Raw genomic sequence first — 18,077 nt, forward strand, 5'->3', positions numbered from 1 at the left:
CGACCTCGGTCCAGTGGCCATCATTCGTGATCGCTATACGGGTGCAGAAGCCGGCATTCACATGGCGCAAGTGATAGCGATACAGGGTATTGCGCCGATAGCCGCCCGGTAATCGGCGGCCTCGTTCTGCTGGCAGGCAACTGGCGTGCCATTTATGTGCTACAGGCGTTACTCGGACTCTGCTTGCTGCTGTACGCGTTGACCGCATTTCGTGAGTCGTTACTGATAAGCGCTCGCCGTTCGCTTAGACCATCTGTACTGATTGAAAGCTATTCGATAGTCCTGAAAAACGCCGACCTTCGACGCAATGTCTTGATCTACGGACTTAGCTTCGCGTGCATGTTCACCTACATTGCCGGAGCAGCCAATGCATATGTCGGTCAGTTTGGTTTTTCAGAAACAAATTTCTCAATCGTCTTTGCCCTGAGTTCGATGGGAATTATCTTGGGTGCCATGGTCAATACCCGTTTGGTCAAAATGAATCTGACGGCGCCCCGGATCATTTATGTCGGCCTAGGCATGATGCTGGCCAGCGTAGCGCTGATTAACGCGTTCGCAGCACTGCAATGCTTGCAAGCCTACATTCTTGCGATCCTAGCAGGAATGGTGATATTTAGTTTTGGCTTGATCGCACCGTCCCTCAATCATGAGGCGCTTCGCCATCTGGGCCACGTCGCGGGTGTCGCTTCTGCCGTGATGCGGTGTGTGCAGATGCTGCTCGGTGCCGCCGTCAGCGCGGCTGGCATCGTTATTCCCAAGACGTATCCAGCCACATCGAATATGGGGATCCTGATGCTGGCCTAGGTGCTCTGTGCAACGCTGATTGCGATGCGGCGGACTCGCTAGGTTAGCTGCTTGTCGTTTCGGCGAACGCGATTGACTTGCAGAACCGGCCCTGTCCATGTGACCCGAAATAAAGCCCCCCCAAACGCTGGATCAATGTCCAGCCTTTGGGGGGGGGGAGCTCAAAATGCGGAGCCTCTGTGCTTGCTACCTGGTACGTACCTCAGTTGCAGATCTCACCGCCGTCGTAAACCAGGCAAGCATTATCATCCTTTGCAGGGTTGATTCGGAGGCCGCTGGACAGGCGCGGCGCAGCCACAACAGAAGAGGCAAAACCAACCAGCAGAACAGCAGCAATCAGAGCCTTGATATTACGCATGATTTGTAATCCTTACGAATTGATAAGAGGGAAGTCGCTTTGTAAAAGCGACGGACTATTGTTTCATAAACTCGCATTTTGTTGCTGACAAAACGCTGTCAAATCAATGACATCGAGATGAAATAGAGAAACTTTTTAATTAAATAGATGGAACTTTTTTTGCGAATCGCTCTTGAATCGCGAGAAGATGCCTACGGATGAGCTATCTCTTACGATTGTCGGGGCCACGATAAGCGCAGCCCAATCAGAAAATTGGCTAAAAAGATAAGCTAAGAAAAAGGTTGTACGACAAATTACTCGCATTACATGAGGTGCAATCGTCGAACTAATTTTCTCGTTCTTGCACCCATCAAGACATTCACTCTCCATCAGGCCGGATACCCATCTCGGCTTTCATTGGCAAACATGTTTCCCCGCTCAAATCATCCCGCCGATCTCCATGCATCTGTCCCGTGGAGCAGCGTGCAGGAAGATGAGGTTTCCAGCGCATCAAACGCCGGCCAGTTGCCCGGCGCCCACCCTTCTGCCGAGGCTGGCGATCCCAGCAGCGCCGACGGCCGGACTCGCCGCCGCGAATCGACGCTGAGCAAATTCAGTCGCCTCTTCCGACATCAAGAACCCGCTCCCGGTCCGGTCAACGAGTGCGCCAATATCGATCATCCACAATGGGACAAACTCCAGCCTGCGCTGCGCAAGTACGTCAAAGCACGCATGCAAAAGGCGCTGGCCCAGCAAAGGCACTTCGGCGCCGACCATCTTGAAACGCAGAAGGGAATTTGCCGGGGCATGGGCTCTGTCTGGCTCCGTCTGCATCAGGCGAGACCGGAGGCGCAAGCCTCGGCGCGCCTGTCCTTGTTGATGTCGGAGCGTGGTACGGCGCACGCCACCATCGCACAACGACTGTACGCGCAGGAAAATGTTCATCACCACTCCGGCGAGGCGCCGTCCTTGAAGAGACTGCTGGAGCTGGGACTCGAAGCGCATTTCGATACGGCGGTATCAAATCTCTCAAGCCTCTACGCAAGTCAGGCGAGGTGCATCAGCAATGATGTTTTCACGGGATCGGAAGCGTATCTGCGCGCCGAGCATCTGTTGAAAAGATCGCCCGGTTATTTCGATCTGGGCATCAGTCTCATCAACCAGAGCGGAGAGGAAGCCGGCCACAACCTTAGCGTGTTTTCAAAAGGGGATCGGCATTCACTTACCGTGTTTGATTCGAACCTGGGCGAATGCAAGGTGCCGCCTGGCGAATTGCCGTGCTTCATGGACGAAATGTCCCGGTTTTATCAGGCGACAAGAGCTTACGAATTTTCCGGAATCCGGTCCATCCTGAAAATAGAGTTCACGGAGGACGTCAGCGCAACTCCGCTTGCGCAACTGGCCAAGGAACTGGATTGATCATGCATGGCAGCCACGGATCTGGACCTGGCGTCATCAACGTTCCGGGTCAAGGCACAGATTTCGCCCGACATGCTTGCACGCATTGCGCTTACGCATTGCGCACGTTGTGCAGTGGGCCAATGCAGTGAGGAACTCTTTCTCCCCTCGTTCCTACCTATGCGTGGCGGTTTACTTAGTCTCAACCTGGCACTCAGGAGGAATCATGCTCGATTGGCTGGAAATCACGGGGATCGGCTGCGGCATTGTTGTCGTCATCCTGTTCCGCTTTGCGCTACGCAACGCCGTACGAGAAACCGTGGCCGAAGAAATGGCGCAGTGGCGAAAGACTGGCCGCGTCCACGCCGACCAAAACCGGGAGCGGCCTTTGTCCTTTACTTCATCGCGTCACGAACTGGTCTTGGAGCTGACGTGCAACCGCGACCGCTATCGCTAGATCCTGTCACATGCCGTGCATGTACCGCGCTCAAGGTTCACTGCCGGAAGAACCTGATGCCTTCATTGATATTGCACTGGTAGGAGATGCGCTCCCCAAGCCGCGTATAGCCGGGCAACTGGAACATGTCGGCGGTGAAGGTGACGCTCTGGTCGGGCTTGACCTGGTAACGCAGGAACTGCCACAAGGGTTCCCCGTTTTTGCCCACCGTCGGGTGGCTGTCCGAGAAGCTCAGTACGCCATCCATGACAAGATAGGCCGCGATGGTCAGGCCACCCTTGGCTTTTCCGGTACGGTTGGTCACTCCATCCGGGCGACAATGGCTCAGGTCCAGCGAGAGCCTCACCGTCTCGCCCTGGTCGAGCGCCTGCACGATTTCGGCCTGGCTGGATAACGCCGACACAGGAGCCGCGTCGGCGAAAGCGGAGGGCATGCTCAGGCACAGACCGATGAGAGACAGTGATACGGCTGATGAAATTTTCATTGAAGGTAGTCCTTTCTCTTCAAGGTGGAATCACTTCGAACGCCAGAAGCTGCGTGACCTGCGAGGCATTGAAATTGTTATCTGAAATGAAGACCAGACTCTCATGCCCATTGGCCAGTCGCGGTCCCCAGGATACGCCCTCCAGATTGTCGATCTGCGGCAGCGGCAAGGTATCAAAATCAAGAATCAGTCGTTTGCTGGCCGGCCTGATGCAGCACTGACCGGCCAGTGCCGGCATCGCCGCAATATCGGTGGCGGTGCTGGTATCCATTTCGTAGAGCCGGATGTGGAAACGAAACACGCCATCGCTGCCCTGCACTCCCGAGCGCTCCAGTGCCAGCAGATGATGCGCATCGACGGCCAGCAGTTCGGACAGGCCGTTGTCGGCATAGCGCCCTCCCGGGGCATGCGCAATCGCGTCCAAGGGGTAGGCATATTGCGCGATGATCGTACCGTCACGACGATAGTGGGTGATACGGGTCAGGGCACCATGTTCCAGCGTAGGCACTTCGCCGTCCTGATACAGAGGAGCCTCCATGCCCAGCCACACTGTCTGTCCGTCGCGCGAGAAAGAAAGTCCTTCGAAGGAAAGATTGTCGCGCGCCCCCAGTGGCCGATCCGGGTGTACTTTGAACAAGGCACCGGTGGGAAACTGCGACAGGTATCTCCCATCGCGGTCAGCACGCCGGACAAAGGGCGACATGTTTTTCGGACGATTCCCCTCACTGCTGTACCAGAGACTGCCATCGAGCGGATCAACCCGGATGGATTCCAGGTCCGCAATATCGCCGCCGCGCACTGCCGCTTCTTTTGCATCCGGATAGAGGCTGCCATCGGCTTGTCTCAGCAGCGTCACTGCGGCCACCTGCAGGGCGTGAAATCCTTGCAGGTCATAGCGCAGCTTCAAGGTGTAAAAGCGCGCGGGACTGACCTCGGAGCGATCATCGCTTTCCGTGACCCAGGTGTCGGTTCGGGGATCATAGTCGATTCCGGACAAGCCGCCGATCACCGTCCCCATGAATGGCGCATTGAGCGCAATGCGCTGCTCGCCCAGCAGACGCAGGCTGCCTACAAGGGGTTTCGGCTGTGTGCCCTGGTCATTGTTGACGGCACAGCCGCCCAGCCAGAAAACCATCAGGCAAGCCAGCCACGTCAGGCGTGCGCGCATCAGAAAAACAGGTAACGGTAGAGAACGCATAAACAGGAACAAGTGGATGTCGGCAACGGACCATGGCATGACAAAGCAAGCTTCATGGCAGACCGGAGATTTTCTCAAGCACCAGCGACAGCAATCCTTCGTTGTCGACAATGGTGGCGGCCTGGATGGTGCAGGCAGCAGCCGCTTGCTGGTCAAGCTGCATGAGCGCATAACCCTCGGTAAGACCAGGGCGCCAGTCGACCTCGACGCTGCAGGCCTGCTCGGCAAACAGCGCAGGCCGCAGAAGGCCGGCCACCGGGCAGACGTCGTGCAGCAATGGATCCATGGCGGCGTATTGCCTGAGCATGGCGGCGGCTGCTTGCCCGCAGCGATTGGACAGGCCCCCTATCGTATCGATCCACGCAGGACTCATGACCGCCTGGTGCGTCACATCCAGCGGGTAGAGATGGATGGCGGCACCGCTGCGCATGACCAGATCGGCCGCCAGCGGATCGGCATAGAAATTGAATTCGGCTGCCGGCGTGATATTGCCCGGCACCCGCAAGGCACCGCCCATGATGGAAAGCCGGCGGGTGCGCTGCAGAATTCCCGGCACCAACAGTTCGGCCAGCGCCAGATTGGTCAGCGGGCCCATCGCTACCAGGTCGATACTGCCTGCGGGGGCCTGCTGCAGATGGCGCACCAGTGCCAGTGCAGCGTGTTCGCTCTCCAGAGCGGCGGGTGTGCCCGGCAGCACGCCACCCAGGCCGTCTTCACCATGCACCAGGTTGCAGCGCGCCGGTTGACCGCTCAAGGGGCGTTCGGCCCCGGCGTGAACCGCCAGGTCTGGCCGGCCGGCCAGATCCATCAGCTTGCGGCCATTGCCGGCGGTGATCGCAGCAGGCCGGTTGCCTGCCGTCGTGGTGATGGCCAAGAGATTCAGTTCGACGCTGCCGGCGGCAAGGAACAAGGCCAGCGCATCGTCGATACCGGGATCGCAGTCGATGATGACCGTGCTCATGCAGTGGCTCCTGTGTAAGCGGTGGCGGCGAGAATGGCGGCCACCCGGCCCTGGTCGGGCAAGCCCTCGCGCGCACCGAGGGCGCTGACGGCACAGCTGGCGGCGGCGCATGCAAAACGCAGCGCCAGCGACAAGGGCTGTCCTCTCAGGCGGGCACTCAGATAGGCCGCGTTGAAGCAGTCACCGGCTCCGGTGGTATCGACCACCTCCGCGGGGAAAGCCGCGTGCCTGGACGAACTGGTACGTACAGCGCCGATGGCACCACCCTCGCCCAGTGTCACGATGATCTCCGAGGGGCCCAGGCGCAAGGCCTCGGTGAGCACCTGAATGGAGGGCGCGGCGCCGGTCGCCTTGTGAAAGCCGGCCTCGTTGAAAAACACGATGTCCGCCAGCGAGGCCCGACGCCACATCTCGGCCGCGTTCGCTGCCACGGCCGCCTCCAGATCGATGGCCACCAGCGTGCCGGTGGCGCGGGCCAGGTGACTGACCATCTCCAGCTCAGCCAGATCGTAGGGCATGGCATAGACCAGCCGCGACTGTCTGAGCGCCGTTTGCAAAGCGTCTTCATTGAGCGCGACGGCGGGCATGGGCATGTAGATGATGGACTTCTCCCCGGAAGGAGTCACGATGGCGATTGCCGACGCCGAAGCCGCCTGCTGCTGCACAGTCAGCCATTGCGTGGCAACGCCATGCTCCACCAGAGAATCGCGCAGCAGCTGCGCATGAGCATCATCGCCAACCCGGCCGAACTGGGCGCAGTGCATCCCCAGCCGGCTGGCGGCGCAGGCGACATTGGCCGTGGTGCCGCCGGGCATGACGCCCAGCCACTGCCCCACGGTTTTGCCACCGGGCGGCGGCAGCTGCACGGCACGCAGCATCAGGTCGGCCACCGGGTCGCCCAGGGTCAGCAGGTCGTAGGGGCGCGAATTCATGGCTGTACCCGTGACGATGCGGGGCTTGTGACGCTTTGCGTGCGTTGCGCCATGTTGACGATGGCGAGCTGGCAAAGACCCTCGGCGATCTGCTCCAGGTCGAAGTCGTGATGATTGACCTCCAGGAACTCACTGAGCAGATCGGCCGGCAACGCAGCCGTGCCGCGCAAAGCGCCGACGATGGCACCCGCCATGGTGGCGATGGAATCCGTATCATTGCCGATAGAGGAACACAGCGCGATGGTTCGCAGTGGATCGCCCTTCGCGTAGCACACCACGCCCAGTGCAGCCGGTACGGACTCTGCGGCCAGCACGGAATTGCCGACCTTCTTTTCCATGGTCACCAGAAACTCGCGGTCGTTGCGCGACTCGGCGGCAATGCTCAAGGCCATCTCCAGTCTTGCCAGATAATTCGGCCCGGCCACGGAGCGCGCATGCTGGCTGGCCATTCGCTCCCCCATGCGGCCGCCGTGGGTGGCCGCCGCCAGCACCTGCCGCAGATCGTCACTCACCAGCGCCTGGGCAGTGGCAGCGCTGATCGAGCAGGCGGCGGAAATGGCCACATCCGTATCGTGCGAAGGCAGGCAGGTGACCAGTGCCTGTTCGCAGGCCGCCGCCAGATCGCCGGGATGAATCAGCCCAGCCGGCGCCACCCGCATGGCCGCACCATTGGTGATGCCGATGGTGGTCATCTTGCGCCGCGAGCTGCCGATGATGCCCACCTCATTGACATCGCCGCCCTCTTGCAAGGCCTTGACCATCAGCGCCGTGCTCGGCCCCATGAAGCCCGCCTTGGGGCTGGTGCTGGCCCAATCCAGCAGGCAGCTCACCCAGCCGTCATAGTCGAGCCGTCCGTCGGCGGCGATCAAGGCGCGCGCCAGGTAGTACATCTGGCTGGCGTCATCGGTGACCTCAGCGCGCTTGCCGGCATTGGCACCGGCAAAGGTGTCATCGGGCGGGGTGCCGAAGCGGGTCACCAGTCCGCCGTGACGGGCGGCGATCTCGTCGATGCTCCATTGTTCGGTCTGGGCACCGAGGGCGTCGCCCATACCGGCCAGGGCCAGCGAGGCGAAGATCCTGTCCCTCAAGTTTGTGCTGCTCACATGCTTCTCCTGTAATGCGAAGGGGTTGTTGCTTAGCTTGATCTGTGCGCCCTGCCCTGCTTGCGTGCACCGGCGGCGACCAGCGCCAGCAGGGTAACCACAGGAGGCAGCATGTACAGCAGTTGCGGTGCCATGCCCGCCGCACCGAGCCGGGTCGAGAGGACCGCACTGGCACCGAAGAGCAGGGACGCCAGCACTGTGCCGGTGAGACCGCGCGCGCCGACGAAGACCGCGGCCAGTGCCAGGAATCCACGTCCGGCAGTCATGTCGGACTGGAACAGACTGAGGTAGCCCATGCTCAGGTAGACCCCGCCCAGGCCAGCCAGCATCCCCGAGACCAGCAGTGCCAGATAGCGCATGCGCTTGACCGGGATGCCCGCCTCGGCGGCGGCCTGCGGATGCTCCCCTGAGGCGCACAGCCACACGCCGGTACGGGTATGGCGCAGCAGCAGGCGCAGCAGGGGAATGGCCAGCAAGGCGGTCCACAGCAGCAGATGATGGCCCCGACCGTGTTCGCCATTGAGCAGCAGGTCCAGTTGCGGCCAGGACTGCAGGCCGGGAAGATGCAGCGCCGGCAGCACTGGTGTATCGAGGCTGGCGGTCGAGCCCTTGTCGCCGACCAGCGTGGACAGCAGGAACACCGTCAGGCCGGCAGCCAGTACGTTGAGGGCAATGCCGGCCACGATCAGATCGGCACCCCATTCGAGGTGGAACACCGCCAGCAGCAGCGCCAGCAGCATGGCCGCCAGTACGCCGGCCAGCGCCCCCAGCCAGGCGTGCCAGACCGGCGGCAGGCCCGGCAGCCAATACGCCGCCAGCACCGACCCCAGCACGGCAAAGAAAGCCGCCACCAGCATCAGGCCTTCCAGGCCCACGTTGATGCAACCTGCCAGATCAGAAATCAGTCCACCCAGCGCGGCCAGCAGGATCGGTGTAGCGGCGCGCAGCACCGCCGGCAGCAAGGCGGCGGCGGCCATGCTCCAGGCCCAGTAGTCATGCGTCATGTCGGCCTCCCTCTGCCCTGCGCGCACGCCAGCGCAGCCAGCCCCCGGCCAGCGCCGGCTGCATGCGTTCGGCCACCAGGAACAGGATGACCAGCGCCTGGATCACCAGCACCACTTCGCGCGATACATCGGTACTGCGTTCCATGGCCAGTGCCCCGGTACGCAGATACGCATACATCAGCGCCGCCCACGGCACTGCGCGCGGCTCGCAGCGGGCCAGCAGCGCTACCAGCAAGCCTTCGTAACCAAGTCCGGCAGGCAGATCGACCGGCAGGCGCTTGAGCAGGCCGTGGCTGATATGCATGCCCGCCAGCGCGGCCAGCACCCCGCCCGCTCCCATCGACAGCCAGACCGTGCGCTGTACCGGCAGGCCGGCCTGCAAGGCGAAAGCCGCTGACTGTCCGACCACCCGGATTTCGTAACCCAGCGTGGTGCGCATGAGCAGCAGCCAGCTGGTCCAGACCAGTAGCGGCAAGGCCAGCAGCATCACCGTCACGTTGGTATGGACCAGCAGCACCGGCAGCTGCAGCGAGGCCGGCAGGAAGGGCGTGACGATGAAGCCGCCGGCGGGGTCGCGCAGCCAGCCGCTGACCAGCCAGCGATAGGCCTGCACCGCCACGATATTGAGCATCAGGGTGGTGACGATCTCGTTGGCCTGAAAGCGCGTCTTGAGCAGCCCCGGCAAGGCACCCCAAAGGAATCCGCTGGCACAGGCCGCCAACATCGACAGGCTCAAGACCACAAACCACGGCCCCGGCAGATACAGGCTCACCACGGTAGCGGCCAGCGCACCCAGGAACAGCTGACCATCTGCGCCCAGCGAAAATTGCCTGGCGCGGAAAGGAATGGCCACGGCCAGACCCAGCAGGGTCAGCGTGATGGCGTCTTCGATCACGGCCCCGAAACGTACCAGGCGGGTCAGTTGCCAGCCCTCGCCCGCACTCCAGTGCAGGCGCGGCAAGGCACCGGTCAGCAGGATCAGGAACGCGCGCAGGGGCTCGCTGCTGACCGCGCACATGATCAGGAAACCACACCCCAGACCGGCGGCCAGCGCCACCGGCAGCCGCAGACGCTGCGCCAGGGCTTGCTGACGTTGCAGACGTTGCTGCAATGGCAGGGCGGTCGCTTGCTTCATGCGGGGACTCCGGAAAATGTGACTGCGTTATCGAGCAAGGCGGCGGCATTTTGCTGGCGTTGGGCACCGGTCAGATAGGGACCGAGGACATCGGCGCTCAGCCCGGCTGCATCGAAGTGCGCCACCAGCGCCCCCTCGGCCATCACGGCCACGCGGTCCGACAGCGCCAGCAATTCATCCAGGTCTGCCGAGATCAACAGGATTGCCGCACCGCCCTCGCACAAGGCCAGCAACTGACCATGCAAGGCCCGTGCAGCACCGATATCGACCCCGCGCGTGGGCTGGCTGGCGATCAGCAGACGCGGCCCGGCCGCCACCTCGCGCCCCAGCACCAGTTTTTGCATGTTGCCGCCGGAGAGCGCTCCCATCAGCGTCGCCGATGAAGGGGCGACCACACCGCAGTGCTGCATGAGCGTGGCGGCGGTACGGCCGATGGCGGCGCTGTCGAGCCAGCCGCGGCGGGCAAGCGGTGCCTGGTGGTAACTGACGGCGATGAGGTTGTCGGCGATGCTCATCTCGGCTGCCACGCCGTCGCGCATGCGGTCTTCGGGGATGTAGCCCACGCCGCAGGCACGCACCTCACGCACACTCAGGCCGGTGAAGCGCCGACCCTGCAACCGCCCTTGCCCGCCGCTGGCTGCCTGCAGACCCAGCAGCACCCGCGCCAGCACATCCTGCCCATTGCCCTCCACGCCGGCGATGCCGAGAATCTCTCCGGCTGCGATGTCCAGTGACAGCGACTGCAAGGCCAGGCGTCCGTCCGCGTGGTGCGCCTGCAGATCGCGGATTTCGACCAGCGGCTGAGTCGCCCGCTGCCGGGTACGCGCGGGCATGGGCGGCGGTGCCTTGCTGACGATCATGCTGCCCAGTTCGGCCTCGGAAAAATCGCTCACCCGACCGCTGCCGCTGACCCGTCCCTTGCGCAATACCGTAAAGCGGTCGGCGACATCGCGGATCTCCTTGAGCTTGTGACTGATCAGCACCACGGTGAGACCCTGCGCCACCATGCTGCGCAGCACCCGGAACAGGCTCTCGGCTTCCTGCACCGAGAGCACCGCCGTGGGCTCATCAAGCAGCAGCACCCGCGCGCCGCGATAGAGCGCCTTGAGAATACCCACGCGCTGTTGCACCCCGACCGGCAGGTCGCGCACGCGTGCCAGCGGCTCCACCTCCAGCCCGAATTGTTGCACCAGCGATTGCACGCGCCGCAACGCTGTCTTGCGGTCGATGCGCCAGCCGCGCCGGGGCTCCGCGCCCAGCACGATGTTGTCGGTCACGGTGAAGGAAGGCAGCAGATGCAGATGCTGGGGCACCAGCCCGATTCCGGCGGCAATGGCTTGCGCCGGATCGGCCAGTACGCGCGCCTGGCCGTCCAGCCAGAGGCTGCCGCAGCTGGGTTGTTCCAGGCCATAGAGCATCTTCATGACGGTCGATTTGCCGGCCCCGTTCTCGCCCACGATGGCGTGGATCTCCCCGGCCCGGATGGACAGGCTCACATCGTCGTTGGCCAGCGTGCCGTTGGGATAGAGTTTGGAGACATGGCGCAACTCCAGTAGCGCCGTGGCGGTCTGCGGCATCGCGGGCGTGCTCATCCCCTTGCCTCCGTGCCGGCGCGGGCAAAGCCACTGGGCGGGTGCACGCGACCACTCACCAGGTCGGCGCGCACGGCATCCAGACGTTGACGCAGGGGCAGCGGCAGCCGGTCCAGTACCTCCGAATGCGGTGCCAGCCCGATACCGCCCTCGGCCAGGCCGAGGGAATCGGCGCGCCCATAGGGTAGCTGCTGCCGCAGCGCCAGACTCAGGGCCTGCACGATGGCCACATCGACGTTCTTCAACACCGAGGTGACGATGGCGGCGGCGCGCTGGGGATTGCTGTGGCGATACATCTCATACTGGTCCAGATCCACGCCGATGGTGTAGCGATGCGCCTCGCTGGCCGCTTCGGTCACGCCCTGCCCGGTCGCACCGGCCGCCTGAAAGATGAGACCGGCACCGGCCGCCATCTGGGCATTGGCAATATCCTTGCCGGCCGCAGGATCGGAAAAGCCGTTGGCATACTGTATCGCCACCCGTATCGATGGATCGGCCGCACGTGCGCCCGCACCGAAGCCCAGCAGGTAATCATCGATCACCGGCAATTGCATGCCACCCACCTGCCCCAGACCGGCGTTGGCGGGCAGGCCCGGCAGCAGCCGCTCCTGCAGCAGCATGGCGGCCAGATAGCCCGCCAGGTAAGCGCCCTCGTTCTGGCGGAACAGGATGGAGTGCACATTCCCGCAAGCACAGTGGGCATAGTCCACTGCCGCGTCGAACATCACGAAACGCATGCGCGGAAACTCTCCGGCCAGCCGCTGTACGTAGGGCACCATGGTGAAGGTGCCGGCCAGCACGATATCGTAGTCGCCGCTATCGGCCAGATCGGCCAGCGCGGACTCCCATCGCGTCGGGTCATTGCCTCCTTCGACCACGCGCACGCTGACCGGCAGTTCACGCCCGGCGCGGCGCATTCCCTTGGCCGCCGAATCGAAAAAGGATTTGTCGCCCAGCGTGCCATTGATGAACAGGACCGCACGCAGCACCGTCTTGTCATTGCCCTTGCGTGCCAGCCGATCGGACCAGTGCGCCAGTAGCGACAGCAGTGCCAGCAGAAGCAGGGTCCAGGCCAGGCGAGGCAGCAGGTAGCGGAGGGTGGCGTTCATCAATGCGGGCAGAGGCAGGTTCAGCGCGTGCCGTCGCTATGACGGGCGATGCGCGTGCGGTAGCGGTAACTGGACACGTATTTCATGAGGCAATATTCGATAGGCTGGCGGCGGTCGGACAAAGTGATCCGTTCGCAGATGAGCAGAGGTGCCGCCACCGGTACATCCAGCCATTGCGCGTCGTCGGCATCGGCCGCGCCGGCACAGAGATTTTCCACGGCCTCGGCCGGATCGAAACCGTACTGTGCCGTCAGCAGCTTGTAGAGCGAACCGCTGCGCTCGATCTGGCTGCGGGTCAGGCGCGATCCGCGCGGCAGGACCAGATGGGCATCGTGCACCCCGACCGGAACGTCGTCGATCAGGCGCACGCGCCGCACCCGTACCAGCGGCGTACCGGACTCGATATTGAGCAAGGTGGCGATGGCCATGCTGGCACCGATGTTCTCGATGCTGATGATGCGCTGTCCAGGCACGCCGCCCCGATTGCCGGTATCTTGCGAGAAGCTGTCGATGAAGCGCGTAGTGCCACGCACGATGGCCGGCGAGACAAAGGTGCCGCGTCCATGATCGCTGTAGATGATGCCGCGCTCTTCCATGTAGCGCAGTGCCTTGCGCACCGTATCGCGACTGACTTCATAGTGCTCTGCCAGCTCGCGCTCGGGCGGTAGCGCCTGATTGTCGGTGAGCAGGCCGCGATCGATCGTGTCGCGGATGATATCGGCCAGCCAGCGGTAGCGCGGCAGCTGGGTTTCGCTTGGAGTGAGGTCTTTTTTCATGACGGCAATCTTACATTGGTACGTACCAGTTGTAAATCACTGAACCCGGACCGAAACAGTCGCACCGGGCAGGTGCGAAGTGGTGAAGTGGCGAAGTGAGTCTGCGGCGCGTACCAACCCGCTCCGCTCAGTTCAGCCTGCCGCCAGCACCGGGTGGCGGGCGCTGCGGGCCGCCGCGCCGGCGTCGCGCAGGCTGCGGCTGTCGTCCTCGGCAGCATCATGTTCCAGACCGGAACTGCGCAGCAACAGTTCCTTGAGCAGGTCATTGAGGTTGTCGGCGCATTCACGCAAATAGTTGTAAAACAGCAGACCGAACAACGCAATGGAAATGCCCAGCGCGGTGGCATACAGTGCCGTGCCGATGCCCTTGGAAACGCCCGAGGGGTCGGAAATACCCGAGGAGGCCAGGACCGCGAAGGTATCGATGATGCCCAGGATGGTGCCGACCAGGCCCAGCAGCGGTGCGGCCGTGACGATGGTGTCGAGCACCCACAGGCGTGCATTGACCCGTTTCTTGCCGGCGATGTAGATGGCCTCGCCGAGGTCTTCCTGCTGCGAGTGTGTCAGGCCCCTGCCCTGTGTCTGCAGCGCCTCGCGCACCAGTTGCGCGGGCACCGTCTGGCGTTCCAGCAGCGCGGGATCGATGAGCGGCGAGCCGCCCTCCCCGGCACTCATCGTGCGCAGCAAGCGCGCTGCGTCGCGGGCGCTGAAGAGGAAGAACAGCTGCCGTTCCACGATCATGAAAACCGCCAGTGCAGCGGCCGCATACATGGCATAGAAAGTCAGTTCATGGAATAGCTGGATGGCATTCATAAAAGCTCCTTGGGGTAGAGGCACTGCCGGTTTCAGGACGGCAGTGCGGTCGGTCAGGCCAGTCGGATCAGAAATCGCTGCTCAGCGATACCTGGAAGGTGCGCGGTGCGCCGACGTAGAACAGCGGTGCCGAGGCCGCCGCGATGGCGGCACCATTGGTGCCAGTGGTGGCGTTGGCATTGGTGGTGAAGGACGAACCGCTGGGACCGGTCATGCTCAGGTATTTCCTGTCGAACAGGTTGAGCAGCTGGAAGCGGATCGTCGGCGTCTGCAGGAACAGGGTCTTGTCGAAGCGATAGCCTGCGCCCAGATCGAAGAGCGTATATCCGCCGATGCTGTCGTCGTTGACCAGCGTGGTGTAGCGCTGGCCGACGTAGCGCCCTTGCGCACTGGCGTAGAAGGGACCGGTGGTGTACTGCAGCGACAGGGAGGCCAGCCATTGCGGGGTGTCGGGCATCTGCTTGCCTGAGGTCTGCAAGGTGGTGGCCGTGCCGTTGGCGGCCCGCACGGCCACCTTGTCATCGAGCATGCTGGAGTCGGCATGGGTCAGCGAGCCATACATGTTCCAGTTGTCGTTCATCTTGTACCCTGCTTCCAGCTCCAGGCCATAGGTGCGCGAGGCACCCACGTTGAACTGGGTGCTCAGAGCCGAGACCGGATCATACTGGCTGGCGATGCGGTCCTTGAAGTCGATGTAGAACACCGAGCCGGAGAGCGTCAGGCGGTTGCCTGCATAGCGGTAGCCGAGGTCGATGTTGTTGGATTTTTCCGGACTGACCTTGGGCGAGCCGATGCGCAGCGGCACGATGTTGCCCTGGCTGTCGCGTGCGATCAGCGCGCCATTGACGATGGAGGTGGTGTAGTTGCTGGCGGCCGCGGTCTGTACCAGGCCGGTATTGGCTGTGTTCTCCGGTGCGCGGGCGTTCTGCCCCAGATTCAGGAAGACCGACTGGGTTTCGGTGAGCTGATAGCGCAGGCCGACATTGCCCAGCGTATTGCTGAATGTCTGCTTCACTTCGTAGTCCGCCCCGCCGCTGTTGGCGGTCAGGCCGCTGGCAAAGTTGAGGAAGTCGCGCTTGACCTCCTGGCGCTTCAGGCCCAACTGGATGTTGAGGCGATCATTGACCAGCGAGAAACTGTCCTGCAGGAACACCGTGTGCGCATCCACCCGGGTGTACCAGTTGCGACCGCCATTGTAGGGCGTGCCATCGGCGTACTTCAGGTACTGGGCACTGTTGGTCAGCCAGTAATCCGAGGTATTGCCATTGCTGTCGATGGAGACGAAGGGACTGTATTGCTGCGAGATCCCGCGATCCAGCCACAATCCGCCCGAGAGGTTGTGGCTGCCCAGTTGGTAGTTGGCCTTGGTGGTGACCCCGAAGCGATTGGTCTGGCTGATATTGCTGCCGTAGCCCAGGATCGTATCGAGCGTGTCGCCGTCGCCATTGAGGTCGCCGATGCCACCGTGCAGCAGGTTGCTGCCGCGCGCCTCCGAGACGCTGGTGAGCTGGTTGCCGCCAGTGCCGTAGCCGTAGATGTAGTACGGATTGACATCCACGCTGGCCTGCGGCGAGAGCTGCCAGTGGTTCACCATCGATACCTGATAGTTTTCGAAGGGATTGTTGTTGAAGCCCTGGTAGTTGCCGAGGATGGCGGCATTGGCCGTGGCCTCATTCTGGGCCGTACCACTGCGGGGTGTCAGGTGGCGCGGCGGTGTCGTGCCGAAATCATAGCCATAGCCGAAGCGCGCCAGATCGGCCTTGCTAACGGTGCGATAGTTGGCGTTGTCCATCTTGTTCCACAGGAAGGCCAGTTTGGAGTAGCTGCCTGAGCCGAAATCGAAGACCGCCTTGGCATCGACGTGCTCGCGCTTGGCGCTGCCGCTGCCCTTGAACTTGTCGGCACCGGCCTGCGACATGGAAATGAAGAACTTGGCCCGGTCATTGGCAAACTTGCCGGAATCGAAGCGCACGAATTCCTTGTTGTAACGATTGGAGCCGAAGGCGAGATTGAACTTGCCGCCCAGCGTGTCCCGCGGGTCACAGGTACTGATGCCGACGTTGCCGCCACTGGCACCGACGTGCGGTGCTTCCATGTCACCGCTGCCCTGGTTGAGGAAGACATCACAGGTGTTCTCGGGATCGGCGAACTCCTGGATGTTGATCGAATAGTTCAGCGAGTCGTTCAGCGGTGCGCCATCCAGCGTCAAGCCCATCTGGTTGGCGTTGTAGCCGCGTACCCGCAGCGTGCCGCCGAACAGGCCGGTGCCGTCCTGGTCGAACGCCGATACCCCCGGCAGGCTCTGGATGATCTGGAAGGCCGTCGAAGAGGCTCCCATTTTGCTGATGGCCTCGCGACTCACCGAGCTGCGCGCCTTGGGCGTGTCGTCGGCCTGGATCATGCCGCCGCCCGGTGCCTCGGCCGCACCGGTGACGGTGATCTGACCCAGATTGCTGGTCTCCTGCGCCCATGCCGGCACCAGTTCGGTCAGGAACAGGCCCGACACCAGCAGGGCCAGCTTGTTGAATTTCAACTTCATCGTTGCGACTCCCATAGAGTGGTTCGGTTGTGCCTCGCGCGCCTTGCCGACGCTGATGGCCATTGCGTTTCTCATGCATCGACGATGCGATGCCGACTGCTCGGAAAAGCTGTGCTGGCGTGGGCCACGGATGGTCCGTATCAGTCCGTTGCCGGTTTGAATTCGAGATCGACTACGAAGCGGTGCGTGGATTGCCCCGGCTGGAACTGCTCGGGAAACGCGGGGAAGCGCCCCATCCCCACACTGCGCCGCGCGGCCTGGTCCAGCAGCATCGAATTGGAACTCTGCTCGATACCGGCGTCGACCACCGAACCATCGCGATTGAGGATGAACCACACCTTGACCGTTCCTTCCGGTCTCTGCAGGCTGGCTTCACGCCCGGTCGGATAGCGCTTCACGGCATTGAGATAGGCGCGCACCCGGGCGATGAATTCGGCCTCCACATTCGGCTTGGGTGCAGGCGGTGCCGGTGGCGTCGGCGGCGCCACCGCTGCCGGCGCAGGCGCTGCCGGCGCAGGCGCTGCGGGCGCTGGCGGGGCGGGCGCTGCCACCGGCGCGGGCACGCTTACCGCCGGTGTGGTCGTCGGCTTGGGCAGCTCGGGTTTTGGCACCGGCGGTGTCGGCCTGGGCGGTGGCAGGCTGCGCGGTGCCGGCTCGGGCGGCGGTGTCTTGGGTGGCTGCGGTGGCTGCGGAGGCTGCGGTGGAGGGGGCAGGCTGACAGGATCAATGACCTCCAATTTCACTGGCTCGTCGTACTTCGGCTTGAGCGGCTTGACCACCTGTATCCCGGCCGTCACGAGCAGCAGGATCAGCCCGGTTGCCGGCAAGGCGGCTACCCAGTCGCGATGGCGATAAATGAGCTGCATGGCCATCACTTGCGCTTGGACACGAAGGACAGCGCATCAAAGCCGTTGCCCTTGAGGATATCCATGAGGTCGATCACGCGCTGGAACTCGATCTTCTGATCGGCATTGACGATGAGCACCAGCTTCTTGCCGGGCTCCTTCTGCTGCAATTGCTTCAGGCCCGGCACCAGCGCCTCCAGCTTGACCGGCTTGCCTTCGAGTTCCAGCTCCCCGCCTGCCCCCAGGGCGATGCGTGCGATGTGCTGGGTCTGCAGGTCGCTGGCCGAGGAGGAGCTGGGCAAGGAAGTCTTGATGCCCAACGCCGGAATCACGTTCAGGCTCAGCAGCACGAAGAAGACCAGCAAGAACATCATCACGTCGATCATCGGAATGATCTCGATACGCGCCCTGCGCTTTTCCGTTTCGCCCCAGCTTCTCATCGCCTCTACTCCTTGGTCGGTATCGCGCATGGGAAAAAGTTCGCACGCGCCCTGAAAGTGAGGCGATTATGAAATTTCAGAACTCGGCTGTCAATAAGTGGTACGTACCAACTCAATATATTTTTGATTTTTTTGTTTTTAATATTGCGG

18 protein-coding genes are annotated in these 18,077 nt (G+C 62.6%); 3 read left to right on the forward strand and 15 right to left on the reverse strand.

The window, feature by feature from the left end:
- The first annotated feature begins 111 nt into the window (after positions 1–111).
- Positions 112–804, forward strand: a complete 693-nt coding sequence (locus AACH55_RS12100) for an MFS transporter (RefSeq protein ID WP_338720284.1) — start codon at positions 112–114, stop codon at positions 802–804.
- A gap of 202 nt (positions 805–1,006) precedes the next feature.
- On the opposite strand, the gene AACH55_RS12105 is transcribed toward AACH55_RS12100, so the two are convergent.
- Positions 1,007–1,162, reverse strand: a complete 156-nt coding sequence (locus AACH55_RS12105; RefSeq protein ID WP_338719976.1) for a hypothetical protein — start codon at positions 1,160–1,162, stop codon at positions 1,007–1,009.
- A gap of 405 nt (positions 1,163–1,567) precedes the next feature.
- On the opposite strand from AACH55_RS12105, the gene AACH55_RS12110 reads away from it, so the two are divergent.
- Both AACH55_RS12110 and AACH55_RS12115 read left to right on the forward strand, forming a co-directional pair.
- Positions 1,568–2,560 (forward strand): YopT-type cysteine protease domain-containing protein, encoded by a 993-nt coding sequence (locus AACH55_RS12110; RefSeq protein ID WP_338719978.1) that lies wholly within the window; start codon positions 1,568–1,570, stop codon positions 2,558–2,560.
- Positions 2,561–2,765: 205 nt separating this feature from the next.
- The gene (locus tag AACH55_RS12115; RefSeq protein WP_338719980.1) at positions 2,766–2,996 is read left to right on the forward strand and encodes a hypothetical protein; all 231 of its coding nucleotides are present in this window, start codon (positions 2,766–2,768) and stop codon (positions 2,994–2,996) included.
- Positions 2,997–3,033: 37 nt separating this feature from the next.
- Here the strand turns inward: AACH55_RS12115 and AACH55_RS12120 are convergent, their stop codons facing one another.
- The 14 genes from AACH55_RS12120 to AACH55_RS12185 all read right to left on the reverse strand — a co-directional run bounded on the left by AACH55_RS12120 (position 3,034) and on the right by AACH55_RS12185 (position 17,927).
- A complete protein-coding gene (locus AACH55_RS12120) occupies positions 3,034–3,429 on the reverse strand; it encodes a VirK family protein (protein WP_338719982.1) in 396 nt (131 codons plus the stop codon).
- A gap of 70 nt (positions 3,430–3,499) precedes the next feature.
- Positions 3,500–4,717 carry an esterase-like activity of phytase family protein gene (locus tag AACH55_RS12125; RefSeq protein WP_338719984.1) on the reverse strand — a complete coding sequence of 406 codons (1,218 nt, stop codon included), beginning with the start codon at positions 4,715–4,717 and terminating at the stop codon, positions 3,500–3,502.
- 13 nt (positions 4,718–4,730) lie between these two features.
- A complete protein-coding gene (locus AACH55_RS12130) occupies positions 4,731–5,639 on the reverse strand; it encodes a nucleoside hydrolase (RefSeq protein ID WP_338719986.1) in 909 nt (302 codons plus the stop codon).
- Positions 5,636–6,571: a carbohydrate kinase family protein gene (locus AACH55_RS12135; protein ID WP_338719988.1), complete on the reverse strand. Its 936-nt coding sequence runs from the start codon at positions 6,569–6,571 to the stop codon at positions 5,636–5,638. The genes AACH55_RS12130 and AACH55_RS12135 overlap by 4 nt, the downstream gene beginning before the upstream one ends.
- Entirely contained in the window at positions 6,568–7,674 is a 1,107-nt protein-coding gene (locus AACH55_RS12140) for an ADP-ribosylglycohydrolase family protein (protein ID WP_338719990.1), read from the reverse strand. The genes AACH55_RS12135 and AACH55_RS12140 overlap by 4 nt, the downstream gene beginning before the upstream one ends.
- Before the next feature lie 32 nt (positions 7,675–7,706).
- Positions 7,707–8,678: an ABC transporter permease gene (locus AACH55_RS12145; RefSeq protein WP_338719991.1), complete on the reverse strand. Its 972-nt coding sequence runs from the start codon at positions 8,676–8,678 to the stop codon at positions 7,707–7,709.
- Entirely contained in the window at positions 8,668–9,813 is a 1,146-nt protein-coding gene (locus tag AACH55_RS12150; protein WP_338719993.1) for an ABC transporter permease, read from the reverse strand. The genes AACH55_RS12145 and AACH55_RS12150 overlap by 11 nt, the downstream gene beginning before the upstream one ends.
- Complete coding sequence (locus tag AACH55_RS12155) at positions 9,810–11,405, reverse strand: ABC transporter ATP-binding protein (protein WP_338719995.1); 1,596 nt, start codon at positions 11,403–11,405, stop codon at positions 9,810–9,812. The genes AACH55_RS12150 and AACH55_RS12155 overlap by 4 nt, the downstream gene beginning before the upstream one ends.
- Entirely contained in the window at positions 11,402–12,514 is a 1,113-nt protein-coding gene (locus tag AACH55_RS12160; RefSeq protein WP_338719997.1) for a BMP family ABC transporter substrate-binding protein, read from the reverse strand. The genes AACH55_RS12155 and AACH55_RS12160 overlap by 4 nt, the downstream gene beginning before the upstream one ends.
- A 20-nt stretch (positions 12,515–12,534) precedes the next feature.
- Positions 12,535–13,290, reverse strand: a complete 756-nt coding sequence (locus AACH55_RS12165) for a GntR family transcriptional regulator (RefSeq protein ID WP_310838612.1) — start codon at positions 13,288–13,290, stop codon at positions 12,535–12,537.
- Positions 13,291–13,422: 132 nt separating this feature from the next.
- Positions 13,423–14,103, reverse strand: a complete 681-nt coding sequence (locus AACH55_RS12170) for a MotA/TolQ/ExbB proton channel family protein (protein ID WP_338720004.1) — start codon at positions 14,101–14,103, stop codon at positions 13,423–13,425.
- 67 nt (positions 14,104–14,170) lie between these two features.
- Positions 14,171–16,642 carry a TonB-dependent receptor gene (locus tag AACH55_RS12175; RefSeq protein WP_338720006.1) on the reverse strand — a complete coding sequence of 824 codons (2,472 nt, stop codon included), beginning with the start codon at positions 16,640–16,642 and terminating at the stop codon, positions 14,171–14,173.
- Positions 16,643–16,782: 140 nt separating this feature from the next.
- Entirely contained in the window at positions 16,783–17,508 is a 726-nt protein-coding gene (locus AACH55_RS12180; protein ID WP_338720008.1) for a TonB family protein, read from the reverse strand.
- Positions 17,509–17,513: 5 nt separating this feature from the next.
- Positions 17,514–17,927 carry a biopolymer transporter ExbD gene (locus AACH55_RS12185; RefSeq protein ID WP_338720010.1) on the reverse strand — a complete coding sequence of 138 codons (414 nt, stop codon included), beginning with the start codon at positions 17,925–17,927 and terminating at the stop codon, positions 17,514–17,516.
- Positions 17,928–18,077: the final 150 nt, after the last annotated feature.

The sequence above is a fragment of the Herbaspirillum sp. DW155 genome (genome assembly GCF_037076565.1).
Taxonomy (GTDB): Bacteria; Pseudomonadota; Gammaproteobacteria; order Burkholderiales; family Burkholderiaceae_D; genus Herbaspirillum.

What these genes read in the sequence shown, in the direction of transcription:
- AACH55_RS12105 (WP_338719976.1), bottom strand. Translation starts at nt 1,162, where the DNA reads ATGCGTAATATCAAGGCTCTGATTGCTGCTGTTCTGCTGGTTGGTTTT.
- AACH55_RS12165 (WP_310838612.1), bottom strand. Translation starts at nt 13,290, where the DNA reads ATGAAAAAAGACCTCACTCCAAGCGAAACCCAGCTGCCGCGCTACCGC.
- AACH55_RS12160 (WP_338719997.1), bottom strand. Translation starts at nt 12,514, where the DNA reads ATGAACGCCACCCTCCGCTACCTGCTGCCTCGCCTGGCCTGGACCCTG.
- AACH55_RS12180 (WP_338720008.1), bottom strand. Translation starts at nt 17,508, where the DNA reads ATGCAGCTCATTTATCGCCATCGCGACTGGGTAGCCGCCTTGCCGGCA.
- AACH55_RS12170 (WP_338720004.1), bottom strand. Translation starts at nt 14,103, where the DNA reads ATGAATGCCATCCAGCTATTCCATGAACTGACTTTCTATGCCATGTAT.
- AACH55_RS12125 (WP_338719984.1), bottom strand. Translation starts at nt 4,717, where the DNA reads ATGCCATGGTCCGTTGCCGACATCCACTTGTTCCTGTTTATGCGTTCT.
- AACH55_RS12115 (WP_338719980.1), top strand. Translation starts at nt 2,766, where the DNA reads ATGCTCGATTGGCTGGAAATCACGGGGATCGGCTGCGGCATTGTTGTC.
- AACH55_RS12135 (WP_338719988.1), bottom strand. Translation starts at nt 6,571, where the DNA reads ATGAATTCGCGCCCCTACGACCTGCTGACCCTGGGCGACCCGGTGGCC.
- AACH55_RS12130 (WP_338719986.1), bottom strand. Translation starts at nt 5,639, where the DNA reads ATGAGCACGGTCATCATCGACTGCGATCCCGGTATCGACGATGCGCTG.
- AACH55_RS12175 (WP_338720006.1), bottom strand. Translation starts at nt 16,642, where the DNA reads ATGAAGTTGAAATTCAACAAGCTGGCCCTGCTGGTGTCGGGCCTGTTC.
- AACH55_RS12185 (WP_338720010.1), bottom strand. Translation starts at nt 17,927, where the DNA reads ATGAGAAGCTGGGGCGAAACGGAAAAGCGCAGGGCGCGTATCGAGATC.
- AACH55_RS12150 (WP_338719993.1), bottom strand. Translation starts at nt 9,813, where the DNA reads ATGAAGCAAGCGACCGCCCTGCCATTGCAGCAACGTCTGCAACGTCAG.
- AACH55_RS12110 (WP_338719978.1), top strand. Translation starts at nt 1,568, where the DNA reads ATGTTTCCCCGCTCAAATCATCCCGCCGATCTCCATGCATCTGTCCCG.
- AACH55_RS12120 (WP_338719982.1), bottom strand. Translation starts at nt 3,429, where the DNA reads ATGCCCTCCGCTTTCGCCGACGCGGCTCCTGTGTCGGCGTTATCCAGC.
- AACH55_RS12145 (WP_338719991.1), bottom strand. Translation starts at nt 8,678, where the DNA reads ATGACGCATGACTACTGGGCCTGGAGCATGGCCGCCGCCGCCTTGCTG.
- AACH55_RS12155 (WP_338719995.1), bottom strand. Translation starts at nt 11,405, where the DNA reads ATGAGCACGCCCGCGATGCCGCAGACCGCCACGGCGCTACTGGAGTTG.